Source organism: Allobosea sp. LjRoot237, from assembly GCF_964253285.1.
Lineage (GTDB): Bacteria > Pseudomonadota > Alphaproteobacteria > Rhizobiales > Beijerinckiaceae > Allobosea.
The window spans coordinates 2,702,579-2,719,410 of record NZ_CAXUQP020000001.1 but is presented as its reverse complement, the minus strand read 5'-3'; the positions used below and the strand labels follow the sequence as shown (position 1 = coordinate 2,719,410).

17 protein-coding genes are annotated in these 16,832 nt (G+C 64.4%); all 17 read left to right on the top strand.

Translation table 11 applies throughout. The features are described from left to right. The first annotated feature begins 4 nt into the window (after positions 1-4). The 17 genes from ACSQ24_RS13190 to ACSQ24_RS13110 all read left to right on the top strand — a co-directional run bounded on the left by ACSQ24_RS13190 (position 5) and on the right by ACSQ24_RS13110 (position 16,824). On the top strand, positions 5-259 hold the full coding sequence (locus ACSQ24_RS13190; protein ID WP_436095114.1) for a hypothetical protein: 255 nt from the start codon (positions 5-7) through the stop codon (positions 257-259). Between the two features lie 8 nt (positions 260-267). Next, the gene (nuoF, locus tag ACSQ24_RS13185; protein WP_092154251.1) at positions 268-1,572 is read left to right on the top strand and encodes an NADH-quinone oxidoreductase subunit NuoF; all 1,305 of its coding nucleotides are present in this window, start codon (positions 268-270) and stop codon (positions 1,570-1,572) included. Between the two features lie 4 nt (positions 1,573-1,576). Further along, positions 1,577-3,640: an NADH-quinone oxidoreductase subunit NuoG gene (gene nuoG / locus ACSQ24_RS13180; protein WP_436095113.1), complete on the top strand. Its 2,064-nt coding sequence runs from the start codon at positions 1,577-1,579 to the stop codon at positions 3,638-3,640. 6 nt (positions 3,641-3,646) lie between these two features. Then, positions 3,647-4,666 carry an NADH-quinone oxidoreductase subunit NuoH gene (nuoH, locus tag ACSQ24_RS13175; protein ID WP_436095112.1) on the top strand — a complete coding sequence of 340 codons (1,020 nt, stop codon included), beginning with the start codon at positions 3,647-3,649 and terminating at the stop codon, positions 4,664-4,666. Then, positions 4,663-4,869, top strand: coding sequence for a hypothetical protein (locus tag ACSQ24_RS13170; protein WP_436095111.1), 207 nt, complete (start codon positions 4,663-4,665; stop codon positions 4,867-4,869). The genes nuoH and ACSQ24_RS13170 overlap by 4 nt, the downstream gene beginning before the upstream one ends. Continuing rightward, entirely contained in the window at positions 4,866-5,036 is a 171-nt protein-coding gene (locus ACSQ24_RS13165) for a hypothetical protein (RefSeq protein WP_436095110.1), read from the top strand. Before ACSQ24_RS13170 ends, ACSQ24_RS13165 begins: the two co-directional genes overlap by 4 nt. 30 nt (positions 5,037-5,066) lie before the next feature. Further along, entirely contained in the window at positions 5,067-5,309 is a 243-nt protein-coding gene (locus ACSQ24_RS13160; RefSeq protein ID WP_436095109.1) for a hypothetical protein, read from the top strand. A 23-nt stretch (positions 5,310-5,332) separates the two neighbouring features. Then, positions 5,333-5,821: an NADH-quinone oxidoreductase subunit NuoI gene (gene nuoI, locus ACSQ24_RS13155; RefSeq protein ID WP_436095108.1), complete on the top strand. Its 489-nt coding sequence runs from the start codon at positions 5,333-5,335 to the stop codon at positions 5,819-5,821. Positions 5,822-5,975: 154 nt separating this feature from the next. After that, complete coding sequence (locus ACSQ24_RS13150) at positions 5,976-6,599, top strand: NADH-quinone oxidoreductase subunit J (protein WP_436097884.1); 624 nt, start codon at positions 5,976-5,978, stop codon at positions 6,597-6,599. Further along, the gene (gene nuoK / locus ACSQ24_RS13145; RefSeq protein ID WP_436095107.1) at positions 6,596-6,904 is read left to right on the top strand and encodes an NADH-quinone oxidoreductase subunit NuoK; all 309 of its coding nucleotides are present in this window, start codon (positions 6,596-6,598) and stop codon (positions 6,902-6,904) included. The genes ACSQ24_RS13150 and nuoK overlap by 4 nt, the downstream gene beginning before the upstream one ends. A 26-nt stretch (positions 6,905-6,930) precedes the next feature. Next, positions 6,931-8,970, top strand: coding sequence for an NADH-quinone oxidoreductase subunit L (nuoL, locus tag ACSQ24_RS13140; RefSeq protein ID WP_436095106.1), 2,040 nt, complete (start codon positions 6,931-6,933; stop codon positions 8,968-8,970). Positions 8,971-8,974: 4 nt separating this feature from the next. Further along, a complete protein-coding gene (locus tag ACSQ24_RS13135) occupies positions 8,975-10,486 on the top strand; it encodes an NADH-quinone oxidoreductase subunit M (RefSeq protein WP_436095105.1) in 1,512 nt (503 codons plus the stop codon). A gap of 10 nt (positions 10,487-10,496) precedes the next feature. Beyond that, the gene (gene nuoN / locus ACSQ24_RS13130) at positions 10,497-11,924 is read left to right on the top strand and encodes an NADH-quinone oxidoreductase subunit NuoN (RefSeq protein ID WP_436095104.1); all 1,428 of its coding nucleotides are present in this window, start codon (positions 10,497-10,499) and stop codon (positions 11,922-11,924) included. 102 nt (positions 11,925-12,026) lie between these two features. Further along, positions 12,027-12,806, top strand: coding sequence for a biotin--[acetyl-CoA-carboxylase] ligase (locus ACSQ24_RS13125; RefSeq protein ID WP_436095103.1), 780 nt, complete (start codon positions 12,027-12,029; stop codon positions 12,804-12,806). 153 nt (positions 12,807-12,959) lie between these two features. After that, positions 12,960-13,838, top strand: coding sequence for a sterol desaturase family protein (locus ACSQ24_RS13120; RefSeq protein ID WP_436095102.1), 879 nt, complete (start codon positions 12,960-12,962; stop codon positions 13,836-13,838). A 31-nt stretch (positions 13,839-13,869) separates the two neighbouring features. Next, complete coding sequence (locus ACSQ24_RS13115) at positions 13,870-14,712, top strand: creatininase family protein (protein ID WP_436095101.1); 843 nt, start codon at positions 13,870-13,872, stop codon at positions 14,710-14,712. A 441-nt stretch (positions 14,713-15,153) separates the two neighbouring features. Further along, the gene (locus ACSQ24_RS13110) at positions 15,154-16,824 is read left to right on the top strand and encodes a ribonuclease J (RefSeq protein WP_436095100.1); all 1,671 of its coding nucleotides are present in this window, start codon (positions 15,154-15,156) and stop codon (positions 16,822-16,824) included. The last annotated feature ends 8 nt before the right edge of the window (positions 16,825-16,832 follow it).

Here is a 16,832-nt window from a genome sequence, read left to right as displayed (position 1 = left end):
GACAATGGCCGAAGTCACCAATGAGTTGATCTACGAGGTGCTCAAGGCGGTCCAGGCTCGCCTTGGAAACCTTGAGGATGCAATTCGCGACGAGCGCGGTCAGTTGGCCGCGATCAGGGTGGATTTGCGTGCTGTCCACGCCGAAATCGGCTCTGTTAAGACTGACATCTCGAATATTTATCAGACTCAGGGCGCGATGGACTCGCGGCTGGCGCGCATAGAACGCCGGCTCGACATCATCGACAGTCCGGTTAGCTGAGGCCCGACATGCTCGCAGACCGCGACCGCATTTTCACCAATCTCTACGGCCTTCACGACTTGTCGCTGAAGGGCGCCATGCAGCGTGGCGCCTGGGACGGCACCAAGTTCCTGCTCGAGCAGGGGCGCGACTGGATCATCGACGAGATGAAGAAGTCGGGCCTGCGCGGGCGCGGCGGCGCCGGCTTCCCGACCGGGCTGAAATGGTCGTTCATGCCCAAGCAGAGCGACGGGCGCCCGCATTATCTCGTCGTCAACGCCGACGAGTCGGAGCCTGGCACCTGCAAGGACCGCGAGATCATGCGCAACGACCCGCATACGCTGGTCGAGGGCTGCCTGATCGCCTCCTTCGCCATGGGCGCTCACGCGGCCTACATCTACATCCGCGGCGAGTATGTCCGCGAGCGCGAGGCACTGCAGCGCGCCGTCGACGAGGCCTATGAGGCGAACCTCATCGGCAAGAACAACAAGCACGGCTATCCCTTTGATCTCTATGTGCATCACGGCGCCGGCGCCTATATCTGCGGCGAGGAGACGGCGCTGCTGGAGAGCCTCGAGGGCAAGAAAGGCATGCCGCGGCTGAAGCCGCCTTTCCCGGCCAATGTCGGCCTCTATGGCTGCCCGACCACCGTCAACAATGTCGAGTCGATCGCGGTCGCGCCGACCATCCTGCGCCGCGGCGCCAGCTGGTTCTCCTCGATCGGCACGCCCAACAACGTCGGTACCAAGCTGTTCTGCGTCTCGGGCCATGTGAACAAGCCCTGCAACGTCGAAGAGGCGATGGGGCTGACCTTCCGCGAGCTGATCGACCGCCATTGCGGCGGCATCCGCGGCGGTTGGGACAATCTCAAGGCGGTCATCCCTGGCGGCTCTTCGGTGCGCATGGTGCCGGCCGAGCAGATCATCGACACGCCGATGGACTTCGACTCGCTCTCGAAGCTGAAGTCGGGCCTCGGCACGGCGGCGGTGATCGTCATGGACAAGTCGACCGACATCATCCGCGCCATCGCCCGCATCAGCTATTTCTACAAGCATGAGAGCTGCGGCCAGTGCACGCCGTGCCGCGAGGGCACCGGCTGGATGTGGCGCGTCGTCAACCGCATGGCGGAAGGCCGTGCCCAGAAGCGCGAGATCGACATGCTGCTCGACGTCAGCAAGCAGATCGAGGGCCACACCATCTGTGCGCTCGGCGACGCTGCCGCCTGGCCGATCCAGGGCCTGATCAACCATTTCCGTCACGAAATCGAGCAGCGCATCGACGACTATGCCGCCAACCCGCATGGCGAGCCGGTTCGGCTCATGGCGGCGGAGTGAGACCATGACCAAGCTTCTGATCGACGGCATCGAGGTCGACGTTCCCGCCGAGTACACTGTGCTCCAGGCCTGCGAGGCGGCTGGCGCCGAGGTGCCGCGCTTCTGCTTCCATGAGCGCCTCTCGATTGCCGGCAATTGCCGCATGTGCCTGGTCGAGGTGAAGGGCGGCCCGCCCAAGCCGCAGGCCTCCTGCGCCATCGGCGTGCGCGATCTGCGCCCCGGCCCGAACGGCGAGCTGCCGGTCGTGCTGACCAGGTCGCCGATGGTCAAGAAGGCGCGCGAAGGGGTGATGGAGTTCCTGCTCATCAACCACCCGCTCGACTGCCCGATCTGCGACCAGGGCGGCGAGTGCGACCTGCAGGACCAGGCCATGGCCTACGGCGTCGACACCTCGCGCTATGCCGAGAACAAGCGCGCCGTCGAGGACAAGTATATCGGCCCGCTGGTCAAGACCTCGATGACGCGCTGCATCCAGTGCACGCGCTGCGTCCGCTTCACCACCGAGGTCGCCGGTGCCTCCGACCTCGGCGCGATCGGCCGCGGCGAGGACATGGAGATCACCACCTATCTCGAGCACGCGATGAGCTCGGAGCTGCAGGGCAATGTCGTCGATCTCTGCCCGGTCGGCGCCCTGACCTCCAAGCCCTACCAGAACAAGGCCCGGCCCTGGGAGCTGACCAAGACCGAATCCATCGACGTGATGGACGCGGTCGGCTCGGCGATCCGCGTCGACTCGCGCGGCCGTGAGGTGATGCGCGTGCTGCCGCGCGTCAACGAGGCGGTGAACGAGGAGTGGATCTCCGACAAGACCCGCCACATCGCCGACGGCCTCAGGACCCAGCGGCTCGACCAGCCCTATATCCGCGAGCACGGCGCCCTGCGCCCGGCGAGCTGGAGCGAGGCGCTCTCGCTGGTCTCGCGCAAGCTCAAGGCGGCCAAGCCTGAACGCATCGGCGCTATCGCCGGCGATCTCGCCGCCGTCGAGGAGATGTATGCGCTTAAAAGCCTGATCGCCGGCCTCGGCTCGGCCAATCACGATTGCCGCCAGGACGGGACGAAGCTCGATCCGAAGTTCGGCCGCGCTGCTTACATCCTCAACGCCGGCATCGCCGGGATCGAGGACGCGACCTCGCTACTGATCATCGGCTCGAACCCGCGTCGCGAGGCGCCGATCGTCAACGCCCGCATCCGCAAGCGCTGGCTGCGCGGCGACTTCAAGGTCTCGCTGATCGGCGAGAAGGTCGACCTGACCTACGCCTACGATTATCTCGGCGCTGGCCCCGATACGCTGGCCGATCTGATCAAGCGCGCCGGAGCTGCCGGCGAGCGGCCGATGGTGCTGGTCGGACAGGGGGCTCTCACGCGCGCCGACGGCGCCGCCGTGCTCTCGCTCGCCGCCAAGGCCGCCGATCTGCTCGGGGCGGTCAAGGACGGCTGGAACGGCTTTGGCGTGCTGCACACGGCTGCCGCCCGCGTCGGCGCGCTCGATCTTGGCTTCGTGCCGGGTGAGGGCGGTCTCGATGTCGCCGGCATGACGCAGGCTGGCGCGCTCGACGTGCTCTTCCTGCTCGGCGCCGACGAGATCGAGGTGCCGGCCGGCGCTTTCGTGATCTACCAGGGCAGCCATGGCGACAAGGGTGCCCATCGCGCCGATGTCATCCTGCCGGGTGCCGCCTACACCGAGAAATCGGGCACCTACGTCAACACGGAAGGGCGCGTGCAGATGGCGGCTCGCGCCACCTTCCCGCCGGGCGATGCCAAGGAGGACTGGGCGATCCTGCGGGCGCTCTCGGCCTCGCTCGGCAAGCCGCTGCCCTTCGATTCGCTTCCCGCATTGCGCCGCGAACTCTACGCCGCGCATCCGCATTTCGCTGCCGTCGATGCGGTGGCGGAGGGCGATCGCGCCGGCCTGGCCAAGCTGGCCGGGCAGGGCGGCGCCACCGAGAAGGCTGGCTTCGCGCCGGCCGTCAGCGATTTCTACACCACGAACCCCATCGCCCGCGCTTCGGCAGTGATGGCGGAATGCTCGGCGCTGGCCTCCGGCCGCATGCGCCAGGCGGCGGAGTAAGCCTCGATGAACTGGGACCTCGTCCTCGATCTCGCGATCATCGCCGGCAAGAGCCTGCTGCTGCTGGTCTGCCTCCTGGTCTTCATCGCCTTCATCCTGCTCGCCGATCGCAAGATCTGGGCGGCGGTGCAGTTGCGCCGCGGCCCCAACGTGGTCGGCCCGTTCGGCCTGTTCCAGAGCTTTGCCGACCTGCTGAAGTTCGTCTTCAAGGAACCGATCATCCCCTCCAGCGCCAATAAGGGCGTGTTCCTGCTGGCACCGCTGATCTCCTGCGTGCTGGCGCTGGCGGCCTGGGCGGTGATCCCGGTGGCGGAGGGCTGGGCGATCGCCGACATCAATGTCGGCGTGCTCTACATCTTCGCGATCTCCTCGCTCGGCGTCTACGGCGTCATCATGGGCGGCTGGGCCTCGAACTCGAAGTATCCGTTCCTCGGCGCATTGCGCTCGGCGGCGCAGATGGTCTCCTACGAAGTCTCGATCGGCTTCGTGATCATCACCGTGCTGCTCTGCGTCGGCTCGCTCAACCTCTCGGCGATCGTCGAGGCGCAGAACTCGAAGGCGGGCCTGTTCGGCTGGTACTGGCTGCCGCTCTTCCCGATGTTCATCGTGTTCTTCATCTCGGCGCTGGCCGAGACGAACCGGCCGCCCTTCGACCTGCCGGAAGCGGAATCGGAGCTCGTCGCGGGCTTCATGGTCGAGTACTCCTCGACCCCCTATCTGCTGTTCATGCTCGGCGAATACGTGGCGATCATGACCATGTGCTCGCTGACCACGATCCTGTTCCTCGGCGGCTGGCTGCCGCCGTTCCCGGTCGCGCCCTTCACCTGGCTGCCGGGCATATTCTGGTTCGCGCTCAAGATCTGCCTGGTCTTCTTCATGTTCGCGATGGTGAAGGCCTTCGTGCCACGCTACCGCTACGATCAATTGATGCGGCTGGGCTGGAAGGTCTTCCTGCCGCTGTCGCTGGCTTCGGTGGTGGTGGTCGCGGCGGTGCTGCAGATCACTGGCTGGGGGCCCGCTCCGTGACGGCCGCTGTTCTCGGACCTCTGCTCGGCATGGTCGCGGGAGCACTGCTTTGGAGCGGCGGCCTGTTCGCGCTGGGCTGGCGTCTGACAAGCGGGCGAGACACCGCCTGGGGCGTTGCGCTGGAGGGGATTTGGATTGGTGCGCTCCTTGGCGGAGTGCTCGGTTTCAAGGCCTTCGAGGCCGCTGGGTTGATCCTGTCGTGACGTCGGTGCTGGTCATCGTGACGGTGGCCAGCGCGATCATCGGGATGGGTTTGTATATGTCGCTCGTGTGGTGGTTGCGCGGGGGAATCTACATCGTCGTCGACGGGTTTTCGCTGGGCTTTTATGTGGCTGGGCGGGGTACAAGGCGGCGCGGTGGCTCGGTCTAGGTGCAACGGTCGCTGGGGCAGGGTGGTGATATGAGTACGAATTGGGCCGGGATCATCGGAGCTCTTATCGGCTTCGTCGTCGGCCTGATCGAGTATCGGCTCGTCACGGGTGTTGTGGTTGCGAGCCTACGTCGCACCGACAGCTCGCAGACGCAGGCCGAGAAGGATGATTACGAACGGCGCATCCGCCTGTTGAAGGCGGCGGTGCTGGTGGTTTCGGTGGGCGGATTGCCCATCGTCGGTTACCTGATCGGCCGGACGTTGTTCGGCTGAGCTAGTGAGAGGAAGACGAGGCGATGTCATTCGCGCAAGCTGCCAAGGGACTGCTCCTCAAGGAGTTCGTCGGCGCGTTCGTCCTGTCGATGCGCTATTTCTTCAAGCCGAAGGCGACGCTGAACTACCCCTTCGAGAAGGGTGTGCTCTCGCCGCGCTTCCGGGGCGAGCACGCGCTGCGCCGCTATCCGAACGGCGAGGAGCGCTGCATCGCCTGCAAGCTCTGTGAGGCGATCTGCCCGGCGCAGGCGATCACGATCGAGGCCGGTCCGCGCCGCAATGATGGCACCCGCCGCACGACGCGCTACGACATCGACATGACCAAGTGCATCTATTGCGGCTTCTGCCAGGAAGCCTGCCCGGTCGATGCCATCGTCGAGGGCCCGAATTTCGAGTTCGCCACCGAGACCCGCGAGGAGCTGTTCTACGACAAGGACAAGCTGCTCGAGAACGGCGCCCGCTGGGAGCGCGAGATCGCGCGCAATATCGCGATGGACGCGCCGTATCGTTAGGAGCGAATGGCGAGTAGCGAATGGCGAATAAGGGTTCTATTCGCTACTCGCCATTCGCCATTCGCCCTCTTATAGACGCTCCAAACTGCGGCGGGACTCGATCCGCCGCGTGATGAAAACGAGGGCCGCCCGCAAGGGCGGAAAGGCTGGCGAGATGAATGCCGCAGCGGCTTTCTTCTATCTCTTCTCAGGCGTCACCATCGCTTCGGCGCTGATGGTGATTTCGGCGCGCAACCCGGTCCATTCGGTGTTGTACCTGATCCTCGCCTTCGTCAACGCGGCGGGCCTGTTCCTGCTGCTCGGGGCCGAGTTCCTGGCGATGCTCCTGATCGTCGTCTATGTCGGCGCCGTCGCCGTGCTCTTCCTCTTCGTGGTGATGATGCTCGACGTCGATTTCGCCGAGCTGCGCCAGGGCTTCCTGCAATACCTGCCGATCGGCGGCCTGATCGGCCTGATCTTCGCGGTCGAATTGCTGCTCGTCGTCGGCGCCTGGGTGATCGACCCGCAGATCGTGCGCGCACCGGTCGCGGCGATCCCCGCCAATATCAGCAACACGGCGGCGCTCGGCCGGGTGCTCTACACTCAGTATATCTACTACTTCCAGGCCGCCGGCCTCGTGCTGCTCGTCGCCATGATCGGCGCGATCGTGCTGACCCTGCGCGATCGTCCCGGCGTCAAGCGCCAGCATATCCCGACCCAGAATGCCCGCACCAAGGAAGCGGCGATGGATGTGAAGCAGGTGCCCTCGCGCGCCGGCGTTCCCGAGGAGATGGCGTGATGATCGGGCTCGGACACTATCTCGCGGTCGCCGCGATCCTGTTCACGCTCGGCGTGCTCGGCATCTTCATCAACCGCAAGAACGTCATCGTCATCCTGATGTCGATCGAGCTGATCCTGCTCTCGGTCAACATCAACTTCGTCGCCTTCTCGAGCTTCCTGAACGACATCGTCGGCCAGGTCTTCGCGCTCCTGGTGCTGACAGTCGCCGCCGCCGAGGCCGCGATCGGGCTCGCCATTCTCGTCGTCTACTTCCGCAACCGCGGCACGATCGCGGTGGAAGACATCAACATGATGAAAGGCTGAGCGCGGCAACGCGCCCGTAACCTGCCATGTATCACGCGATCGTCTTCCTCCCCCTGATCGGCTTCTTCATCGCCGGCATCTTCGGCCGGCTGATCGGTGCCCGCGCCTCGGAGATCGTCACCACCACGCTGCTGCTGGTCTCGGCAGCGCTGTCCTGGGTCGCCTTCTTCCAGGTCGGCTTCGGCCCGGGCACCACCCGAATCCAGGTCGCGACCTGGCTCGCCTCGGCGGATCTGCGCGTCGACTGGGCCTTCCGCGTCGATACGCTGACCGCGGTGATGCTGGTCGTCGTCAACACCGTCTCCTCGCTCGTGCATGTCTATTCGATCGGCTACATGCACGAAGATCCGCACCGCCCGCGCTTCTTCGCCTATCTGTCGCTGTTCACCTTCGCCATGCTGATGCTGGTGACCGCCGACAACTTGGTGCAGATGTTCTTCGGCTGGGAGGGCGTCGGTCTCGCTTCCTATCTGCTGATCGGCTTCTGGTATCAGAAGCCCTCGGCCAACGCCGCGGCGATCAAGGCCTTCGTGGTCAACCGCGTCGGTGATTTCGGCTTCCTGCTCGGCATTTTCCTGGTTTTCGTGCTGACCGGATCGGTCGCCCTCGATAGCATCTTCCCGCAGATCGCCGGTCTCACCGAGCGCAGCTTCCGCTTCCTCGGCTATGACTGGAACGCGCTGACGCTGACTTGCCTGCTGCTCTTCATGGGTGCCATGGGTAAGTCGGCGCAGTTCATGCTGCACACCTGGCTGCCGGACGCGATGGAAGGCCCGACCCCGGTCTCGGCGCTGATCCATGCCGCGACCATGGTCACAGCCGGCGTCTTCATGGTGGCGCGCCTGTCGCCGATCTTCGAATACGCCCCGGTCGCGCTGACCGTCGTCGTCGTCATCGGCGCCACCACCGCCTTCTTCGCCGCGACTGTCGGCCTGGTGCAGAACGACATCAAGCGCGTCATCGCCTATTCGACCTGCTCGCAGCTCGGCTACATGTTCGTGGCAATGGGTGTCGGCGCTTACTCGGCAGGCATCTTCCACCTCTTCACCCACGCCTTCTTCAAGGCGCTGCTGTTTTTGGGCGCTGGCTCGGTCATCCACGCGATGCACCACGAGCAGGACATGCGGAACATGGGCGGCCTCAGGAAGCACATCCCGCTGACCGCGGCCGCCATGACGATCGGCACGCTGGCGCTGACTGGCTTCCCGCTCTTCGCCGGCTATTTCTCCAAGGATGCGATCATCGAGAGCGCCTATGCCTCGGTCGCGCATGGCGGCTTCGCCAGCTCCTATGCCTTCGTGCTGCTGGTCGTCGCCGCGCTGATGACCTCGTTCTACTCCTGGCGGCTCTATTTCATGACCTTCGAGGGCACGCCGCGCTGGGCGGGCCACGGCCATGATGCGCATGGTCGCGACGACCACGCCCACGCTGCCCACGCCCATCACGACGACCATGCTCACGCAGCGGGCCATGACGACCATGGCCATGGTCATCACGATCACAAGCCGCACGAGAGCCCGCTTTCGATGCTGATCCCGCTCGCCGTGTTGTCGCTCGGTGCGCTCGCTGCGGGCTACGTCTTCAAGGAGGCCTTCATCGGCCACGACTACGAGCACTTCTGGAAGGCGGCGCTGTTCACGGCTAAGGACAACCACATCCTGCACGCCATGCACGAAGTGCCGAAGTGGGTTGTCGCTTCGCCCTTCATCGCGATGGTGACCGGCTTCGCCCTGGCCTGGTACATGTACGTGCGCCGGCCGGACGTACCCGGCAAGCTCGCCGCCGCCAACCCGGTGCTCTACAACTTCCTGCTCAACAAGTGGTATTTCGACGAGATCTACGACTTCCTGTTCGTGAAGCCGGCGATGTGGCTCGGCCGCTTCCTCTGGAAGAAGGGCGATGGCTTCGTCATCGACGGCATGGGACCGGACGGGGTTTCGGCCCGTGTCGTCGACGTGACCAACCGGGTCGTGCGGCTGCAGACCGGCTATGTCTACCACTATGCCTTCGCCATGCTGATCGGCGTCGCCGGGCTGGTGACCTGGTACCTCATGGCCCGCGGGTGAGATGATGTTCGGCTTTGGTATCCTCACCGGTCTCCTGGTCCTGCCGCTGGTCGGCGCCGCCTTCATCCTGGCGCAGCGCGGCGACGAGCCTTCCGTCGACTCCAACGCCCGCTGGGCGGCGCTGATCGCGACCGTCGCGACCTTCATCCTGGCGCTGGTCGCCTGGGGCCGCTTCGACTCGGCCAATCCCGGCTTCCAGATGGTCGAGACCCATGGCTGGGTTTCCGACATCATCAAGTTCAAGCTCGGCGTCGACGGCTTCTCCTTCCCCTTCGTGGTCCTGACCGCCTTCCTGATGCCGTTCTGCATCCTGGCGTCCTGGACTTCGGTCGAGAAGCGGGTGCGCGAGTATATGGTCGCGTTCCTGATCCTCGAGACGCTGATGATCGGCGTCTTCGTCGCGCTCGACCTCGTGCTCTTCTACCTGCTGTTCGAAGCGGGCCTGATCCCGATGTTCCTGATCATCGGCATCTGGGGCGGCAAGCGCCGGGTCTACGCCTCCTACAAGTTCTTCCTCTACACGCTGCTCGGCTCGGTGCTGATGCTGCTCGCCATCATGGCGATGTACTGGAACGCCGGCACCACCGACATTCCGACGCTGCTGACGCACAAATTCCCGGTCCAGATGCAGCCCTGGCTCTGGCTCGCCTTCTTCGCCTCCTTCGCGGTGAAGATGCCGATGTGGCCGGTCCACACCTGGCTGCCCGACGCACACGTCGAGGCCCCGACGGCCGGCTCCGTCATCCTGGCGGCGATCCTTCTGAAGATGGGCGGCTACGGCTTCATCCGTTTCTCGATCCCGATGTTCCCGGACGCCTCGGCGCTGTTCGCGCCGCTGGTCTATGCGCTCTCCGTCATCGCCATCGTCTACACCTCGCTGGTGGCGCTGATGCAGGAGGACATCAAGAAGCTGATCGCCTACTCCTCGGTGGCGCATATGGGCTTCGTCACCATGGGGCTGTTCACCCTGACGCCGCAGGGCATTCAGGGCGCGATGTTCCAGATGGTCAGCCACGGTCTGGTCTCGGGCGCGCTCTTCCTTTGCGTCGGCGTGATCTACGACCGCATGCACACCCGCGAGATCGCCGCCTATGGCGGGCTGGTGAACCGCATGCCGCTCTATGCGGTGGTGTTCATGATCTTCACCATGGCCAATGTCGGCCTGCCGGGCACCGCCGGCTTCGTCGGTGAGTTCCTGACGCTGATGGGTGCCTTCAAGGCCAATCCCTGGGTGGCGTTCATCGCGACCTTCGGTGTGATCCTGTCGGCGGGCTATGCGCTTTGGCTCTACCGCCGCGTCGTCTTCGGCGAATTGGTGAAGCCTGAGCTCAAGGACATCACCGACCTCAACGCCCGCGAGATCGCGATCTTCGTGCCACTCGTCCTGCTGACGATCTGGTACGGCATCGCCCCAGGCACGATCCTCGACGCCTTCGCGGCGCCGACCGAAGCCCTCATCAAGAACTATCAGGCCGCCATCACCGCCGCGAAGACGGCGATGCTGGCTGTCCAGTAAGGCTGCCCCGATGACCTTGCCCGCTCTCGGCCCCGCGCTCCCGGAAATCGTGCTGGCGCTCGGCGCCATCGCCATGGTGCTCTACGGCGCGATTCAGGGCGAGCGCTCGACGCGCACGCTCGAGATCGCGGCGCTGGCGCTGCTGGCGCTGGCGCTGGTGCTCGTCCTGCGCGGCGAGGGCAAGGTGATCACCTTCAACGGCGCCTTCATCGCCGATGGCTTCGCCCGCTTCATGAAGGTGCTGACGCTGATCGGCGCTGCTGCGGCGATCGTGCTCTCGGCCGATTTCCTGCGCCGCGACGGCGCCATGCGCTTCGAATTCCCGATCCTCGTCGTCCTCGCCACCATCGGCATGATGATGATGATCTCGGCCAACGACCTGATCGGGCTCTATGTCGGCCTGGAACTGCAATCGCTCGCGCTCTACGTCGTTGCCGCCTTTGACCGCGACAATCCCCGCTCCACCGAGGCTGGCCTGAAGTACTTCGTCCTCGGCGCGCTGTCCTCGGGCATGCTGCTCTACGGCTCGTCGCTGGTCTACGGTTTCACTGGCACGGTGAGCTATGCCGGCATCGCCGAGGCGGTAAAGGGCGGCCACCCCGGCATCGGCCTGATCATCGGCCTCGTCTTCGTCGCCGCCGGCGTCGCCTTCAAGATCTCGGCCGTGCCGTTCCATATGTGGACGCCGGACGTCTATGAGGGCGCGCCGACCCCGGTCGCGGCCTTCTTCGCCTCGGCGCCGAAGATGGCGGCGATGGCGATGACCGTGCGCATCTTCGTCGGCGCCTTCCCGGGCGCTTTGCATGACTGGCAGCAGATCATCGTCTTCATGTCGATCGCCTCGATGGCGCTCGGCGCCTTCGCCGCGATCGGCCAGAGTAACATCAAGCGCCTGCTCGCCTATTCCTCGATCGCGAACATGGGCTACGCCTTGGTTGGCCTCGCTGCCGGCACGCCCGCGGGCGTCCAGGGCGTGATGACCTATATGGCGATCTACCTCGCCACCACGCTCGCGGCCTTCGCCTGCGTCTTGATGATGAACCGCAATGGCAAGCCGGTCGAGGAGATCGGCGAGCTCGCCGGCCTGTCCCGCACCAATGGCTGGATGGCCTTTGCGATGTCGATGATGATGTTCTCGCTCGCCGGCATCCCGCCGCTCGCCGGCTTCTGGGCGAAGTGGTACGTCTTCCTCGCCGCGATCGAGGCCAAGCTCTACGTGCTCGCCGTCGTCGGCGTCGTCACCAGCGTCGTCGGCGCCTACTACTACCTGCGTATCGTCAAGGTGATCTATTTCGACGACGCCAAGCCTGCCTTCGACAAGGGCGACGCGGGCGTGCGCACCGTGCTGCTGATCTCGGCGCTGTTCGTGCTGGTGCTGTCCTTCCTGCCGGCGCCGCTGTTCGATTCCGCGGCCGCGGCAGCGAAGTCGCTGTTCTGATGCTCCGCCGTCATTCTCGGGCGAAGCGAAACGCAGACCCGAGAATCTCTGGATTGGGAGATGCTCGGGTCAAGCCCGAGCATGACGGTTTGTGAAATCGGCATGTTGAGCGAATCCGCCCGCGCCGCCGGCTATCGCCTGATCATCCGCGACGAGGTCGCCTCCACCATGGAGGAGGCGAGACGGGCGCTCGGCGACGGCGATCCGGGACGGCTCTGGATCGTTGCGAGAAGCCAGAATGCCGGTCGTGGCAGGCATGGCCGGCAATGGGGCTCCCCGCCCGGCAATCTCTATGCCAGCCTGCTCCTGGTCGCGCCTTGCGAACCGGCGCTCGCGCCGCAGCTCGGCTTCGTCGCGGGGCTCGCTTTGCACGATGCGGCTGCCGCGGTGACGGGGCTTGCTGCGCCGACGCTCGGGCTGAAATGGCCCAACGACCTGCTGCTCGGCGGCGCCAAGACATCGGGTCTCCTGCTGGAGGGCGAGAACCGGGCAGGTCGCTTCAGCGTCGTCATCGGCTTCGGCGTCAACATCGCATCTTCGCCGGAGGGAACGCCCTATCCCGCGACGCATCTTTCCGCGCATGCTGCCGATGCAAGCGTCGAGCGCCTGCTGGCGGCCCTCTCCGATGCCTGGCACCGGCGCTTCTCGGCCTGGTCCCTGCCGGGTGGCTTTGGGCCGACCCGCTCCGCCTGGCTGGAGCGCGCCGCTTATCTCGGTGAGACCATCACCATGCGCTTGCCGGAGGGACCGGTCTCTGGCCGCTTCCTCGGCCTCGATGCGTCCGGGCGGCTCGAACTGGAGACGGATGGCGGCCGCCGCTTGATCGACGCTGGTGATCTCTATTTCGATGGGGCCTCGACAGTAGCGGCCTCGCAGAGCTGAGTTCTGCGCATAGCCACACCGCCGTCTTTCTGGGCTTCGCGCAGCGAATAGCCCGGAACCCAGAACCGATGCCGCTTCGTTTCGCAGGTGTCGCCGGCACCCAAAATTAACCGCAAGGCCCTACCTTTTCGCGGGATGAGCCTGCGAGGCCCGATGAATCTTGAACCAATTACGAGCTTTCTGGCGAAGGTCGTCGAAACCTATAGCCATCAACTTCCGGTCTTTATCGGGTTGGCGCTGCTTTTTACGGTCTTCGCGATTTTCGACAGTCAGGCCTCGAAGCCCGGCAAAGTCTGGTGGCGCAATCCAGGGCTTTTCACGGATATCTCTTACGCGCTGATCCATGGGCTGGTCGGGCCGTACCTGCGGCTGCCCGCGATCATTATCATGTTCATTCTGCTGCACGGCCGCATTGGTTCGGGCAGCGAGGCGGTTGATTTTTTCTACAACGGCCGTGGCCCGTTGAGCGGCTTGCCATTCTGGGGGCAGGTCGTTGTCCAGCTCGTGGTCTCCGACTTCTTGCTCTACTGGCTTCATCGCATTTTTCACGGTGCGACTCTCTGGCGGTATCACGCCATCCATCATTCGGGCAAAGAGGTTGATTGGACCACGACCTACCGTTTCCACCCCATCAACATCGCGCTTCAACCGGCCCTCGTTTACGTGATCATGCTCGCGCTGGGCATTTCGCCGGAGGTGATGATCATCCTGCTGCCGCTCGATACGTTGACTGCGGCCTGGGTGCATTCGAACCTCAACTGGACCCTGGGGCCGCTCAAGTATGTGATTGCGACTCCCGTGTTTCATCGTTGGCATCACACTCAGCCAGATGAGGGCGGAAACTCGAATTTCGCTCCGACGTTCTCGTTATGGGATTGGCTATTCGGCACCTTCTACATGCCGGAAGCTAAGCAGCCGGAGGTCTTCGGAACGGATGATCCCCACTTTCCGGAGGGCTATTTCAAGCAGCTGATCTACCCGTTGAAGCCGAAAGAACGGGCTGCCGCTCCTTCCGAAGTCGAAAATCGGTGAACATAACGGCCGGATCGCGTTGAAATCCCGGATGATCGTCTCGATCAACAAATTGACAAAGGTGCTGCTAGCCGTCGGCGCGACCGCCGTGGTTTGTGTCATCGTGTCAACGTTCTTGACCAAGGCTGAACCGGTGTTTCGTTCGATCGCTATCGACGAAATGACGTGGGTAGAGGTTCGGGATGCGCGCCAGAGCGGCTACACGACGGTCATCGTGCCGACCGGTGGGCTCGAACAGAACGGCCCGCACATGGCAATCGGCAAGCACGATTACATCGTGCGTGAAGCTGCGGATCGCATCGCCAAAACCGTCGGGAAGACCTTGGTCGCTCCCGTCGTCAGCTTCGTCCCACAAGGCAGCTTTGATCCGCCGACAGGTCATTTGCGTTTTCCCGGAACAATCGGCGTCACTGAACAAGTTTTCGACGGAATGCTCGATGGAATTGCGCGAAGTCTCAAAGCTGGTGGTTTCAAGACGATTTGCCTGATCGGTGATCACGGTGGAAGCCAAGCTGTGCAGAAAGCGGTCGCAGATCGCTTGAGCATGGAATGGGCAAAGGAAGGCGTGCGGGTCGTCCATATCGAAAGCTACTATGATGATAGGGAGCAAATCGCGCGCTTGCTGAAGGAAGGCCATACTCTGGCGGCCATCGGACAGCATGCAAGTCTCATCGACACCTCGGAGTTGATGTCGATCAGGCCGAATGCGGTTGATCTCGCTCGCTATCGCGACACGCTTTTCTTGCTGCAATCCTCAGGTGTTTCTGGTGACCCGAGCGCGGCGAATGGCGACCTCGGCACGAGGTTGTTGGAGATGCGCGTCGAGGCGGCCACGTCGGAGATCAGAAGAATTGTGACTACGCCGTCGCGTTAAGCAGCCTTCATGCACGGGCGCCAAAAACCGCCAACGCGAAGCTTCCTGGCAAGAAAACGCTCCGATAATCAGGAAAGCCAAGAAATATCAAATAATTATGGGCAAGACCACAGGCAGCGCTATCGCCGCGTAATGGATCCAGGCTGCTGTTTCCGGGTTCCGGGCTTCAGGCCTATCGGCCTGCTCCGGAAAGGCGGCAAAGCGCCGGACCATTCTCAAGGCTCGCATCGTTCCCCCGCTATGGTGAGACAGGGGCAGGCATGCTAGAGCCGTGCGCGTTTCAATGGCCATTCGCCATCGGTCCGGACAAGCGGATTGGGCCGCGCAGCTCCGGAAACCATCGAGAGCACCGCGCTCTACGATGGATTTCAAGCGCTCCGTTTCACTCCGGCCGGAATGGCGGTCGAATTCCTCAACTCGTGACTTGTGTCAGGATTGCCAGTGCCCCGTTCCAGCGATCAGCTCGTCTTCGTTCCGCTCGGCGGCCTCGGCGAGATCGGCATGAACGCCGCGCTCTACGGCTTCGGGCCGGAAAAGAAGCGCAAATGGATCCTGGTCGATTGCGGGCTCTCCTTCGCCGGGCCGGAGGCGCCGGGCGTCGACATCGTCCTGCCTGACCTCAACTACATCATCGAGGACCGGGCCAATCTCCTCGGCATCGTCATCACCCATGCCCATGAGGACCATATTGGTGCGCTCGCCGCGCTCTGGCCCTCGCTGCGCGCACCGGTCTGGTGCACGCGTTTCGCCGCCGGTTTGCTGGCGACGCGGCGCCTGTCGGAGCCGGGCGCGCCCAAGGTCGAGATGAACATCGTCGCCCAGGGCGGGCGCTTCACGCTCGGGCCCTTCGATATCGAATTCGTCCCGGTCGCTCATTCGATCCCGGAATCGAACGCGCTCGCGATCCGCACTCCCGCCGGGCTCGTCGTCCATACCGGCGACTGGAAGATCGACCCGACGCCGCAGGTCGGTCTGCCGACCGACGAGGCCCGCCTGCGCGAGCTTGGCGAGGAGGGTGTGCTGGCGCTGGTCTGCGATTCGACCAATGTCCTGCGCGACGGCATCAGCCCGAGCGAGGCCGATGTCGCGGCCAAGCTCAAGGAACTGGTCGCCTCCGCGCCGAACCGCGTCGCCGTCACCACCTTCGCCTCGAACGTCGCGCGCCTGCGCGCGGTCGCCGAAGCCGCCATGGCCAATCAGCGCGAGGTCGTCGTCGTCGGCCGCGCCATGGACCGCGTCATCGATGTCGCGCGCGAATGCGGCTTTCTCGACGGCATCCCCGCTTTCCGCGGAGTCGACACCTATGGCTATCTGCCGCGCGACAAGGTCGTCGCACTGGTGACCGGCAGCCAGGGCGAGCCGCGCGCCGCGCTCTCGCGCATCGCCGCCGACGACCATCCGGAGATTGCGCTGGCGCCGGGCGACCGGGTGATCTTCTCCTCGCGCACCATTCCCGGCAACGAGAAGGCGGTCGGCGCCATCCTCAACCGGCTGGCACGCGACAACATCGAGATCATCACCGACCGCACCCATCTCGTGCACGTCTCGGGCCATCCCCGCCGCGAGGAGATGGCGCGGCTCTATGGCTGGCTGAAGCCGAAGATCGCGATCCCCGCCCATGGCGAGGATCAGCATCTGACCGAGCACGCCACCTTCGCCCGCAGCCTCGGCGTCAAGCATGTGCTGCGCGCTGGCAATGGCGATGTCGTCGCGATCACCGAGGACGGAGCCCGCAAGCTCACCGAGGTCCGGCATGGCCGGCTCTACCAGGATGGCACGCTTCTGGTCGGGGCGCTCGACCGCACCATTCCCGAGCGCCGCCGGCTCTCCTTCGCAGGGGTGATCTCGGTTGCGGTCGCCCTCGACGAGAAGGGTGAGCTCGCCGGCGACCCCGAGGTTGCGCTGATCGGCTTGCCGCTCGCGGCCAAGGACGGCACGCCCTTCGACGATATCGTCGCTGATGCGGTCGAGGATCTGATCGAGGGCATGCCCAAGTCCAAGCGCCGCGACCCGGAAGCGGTCCGCAATGCGCTCGAACGCGGCGTCCGCAGCGCCGTCAACGAGGAGTGGGGCAAGAAGCCGCTGGTGAATGCGCTGGTGATCACGGTGTAGGATCGGGC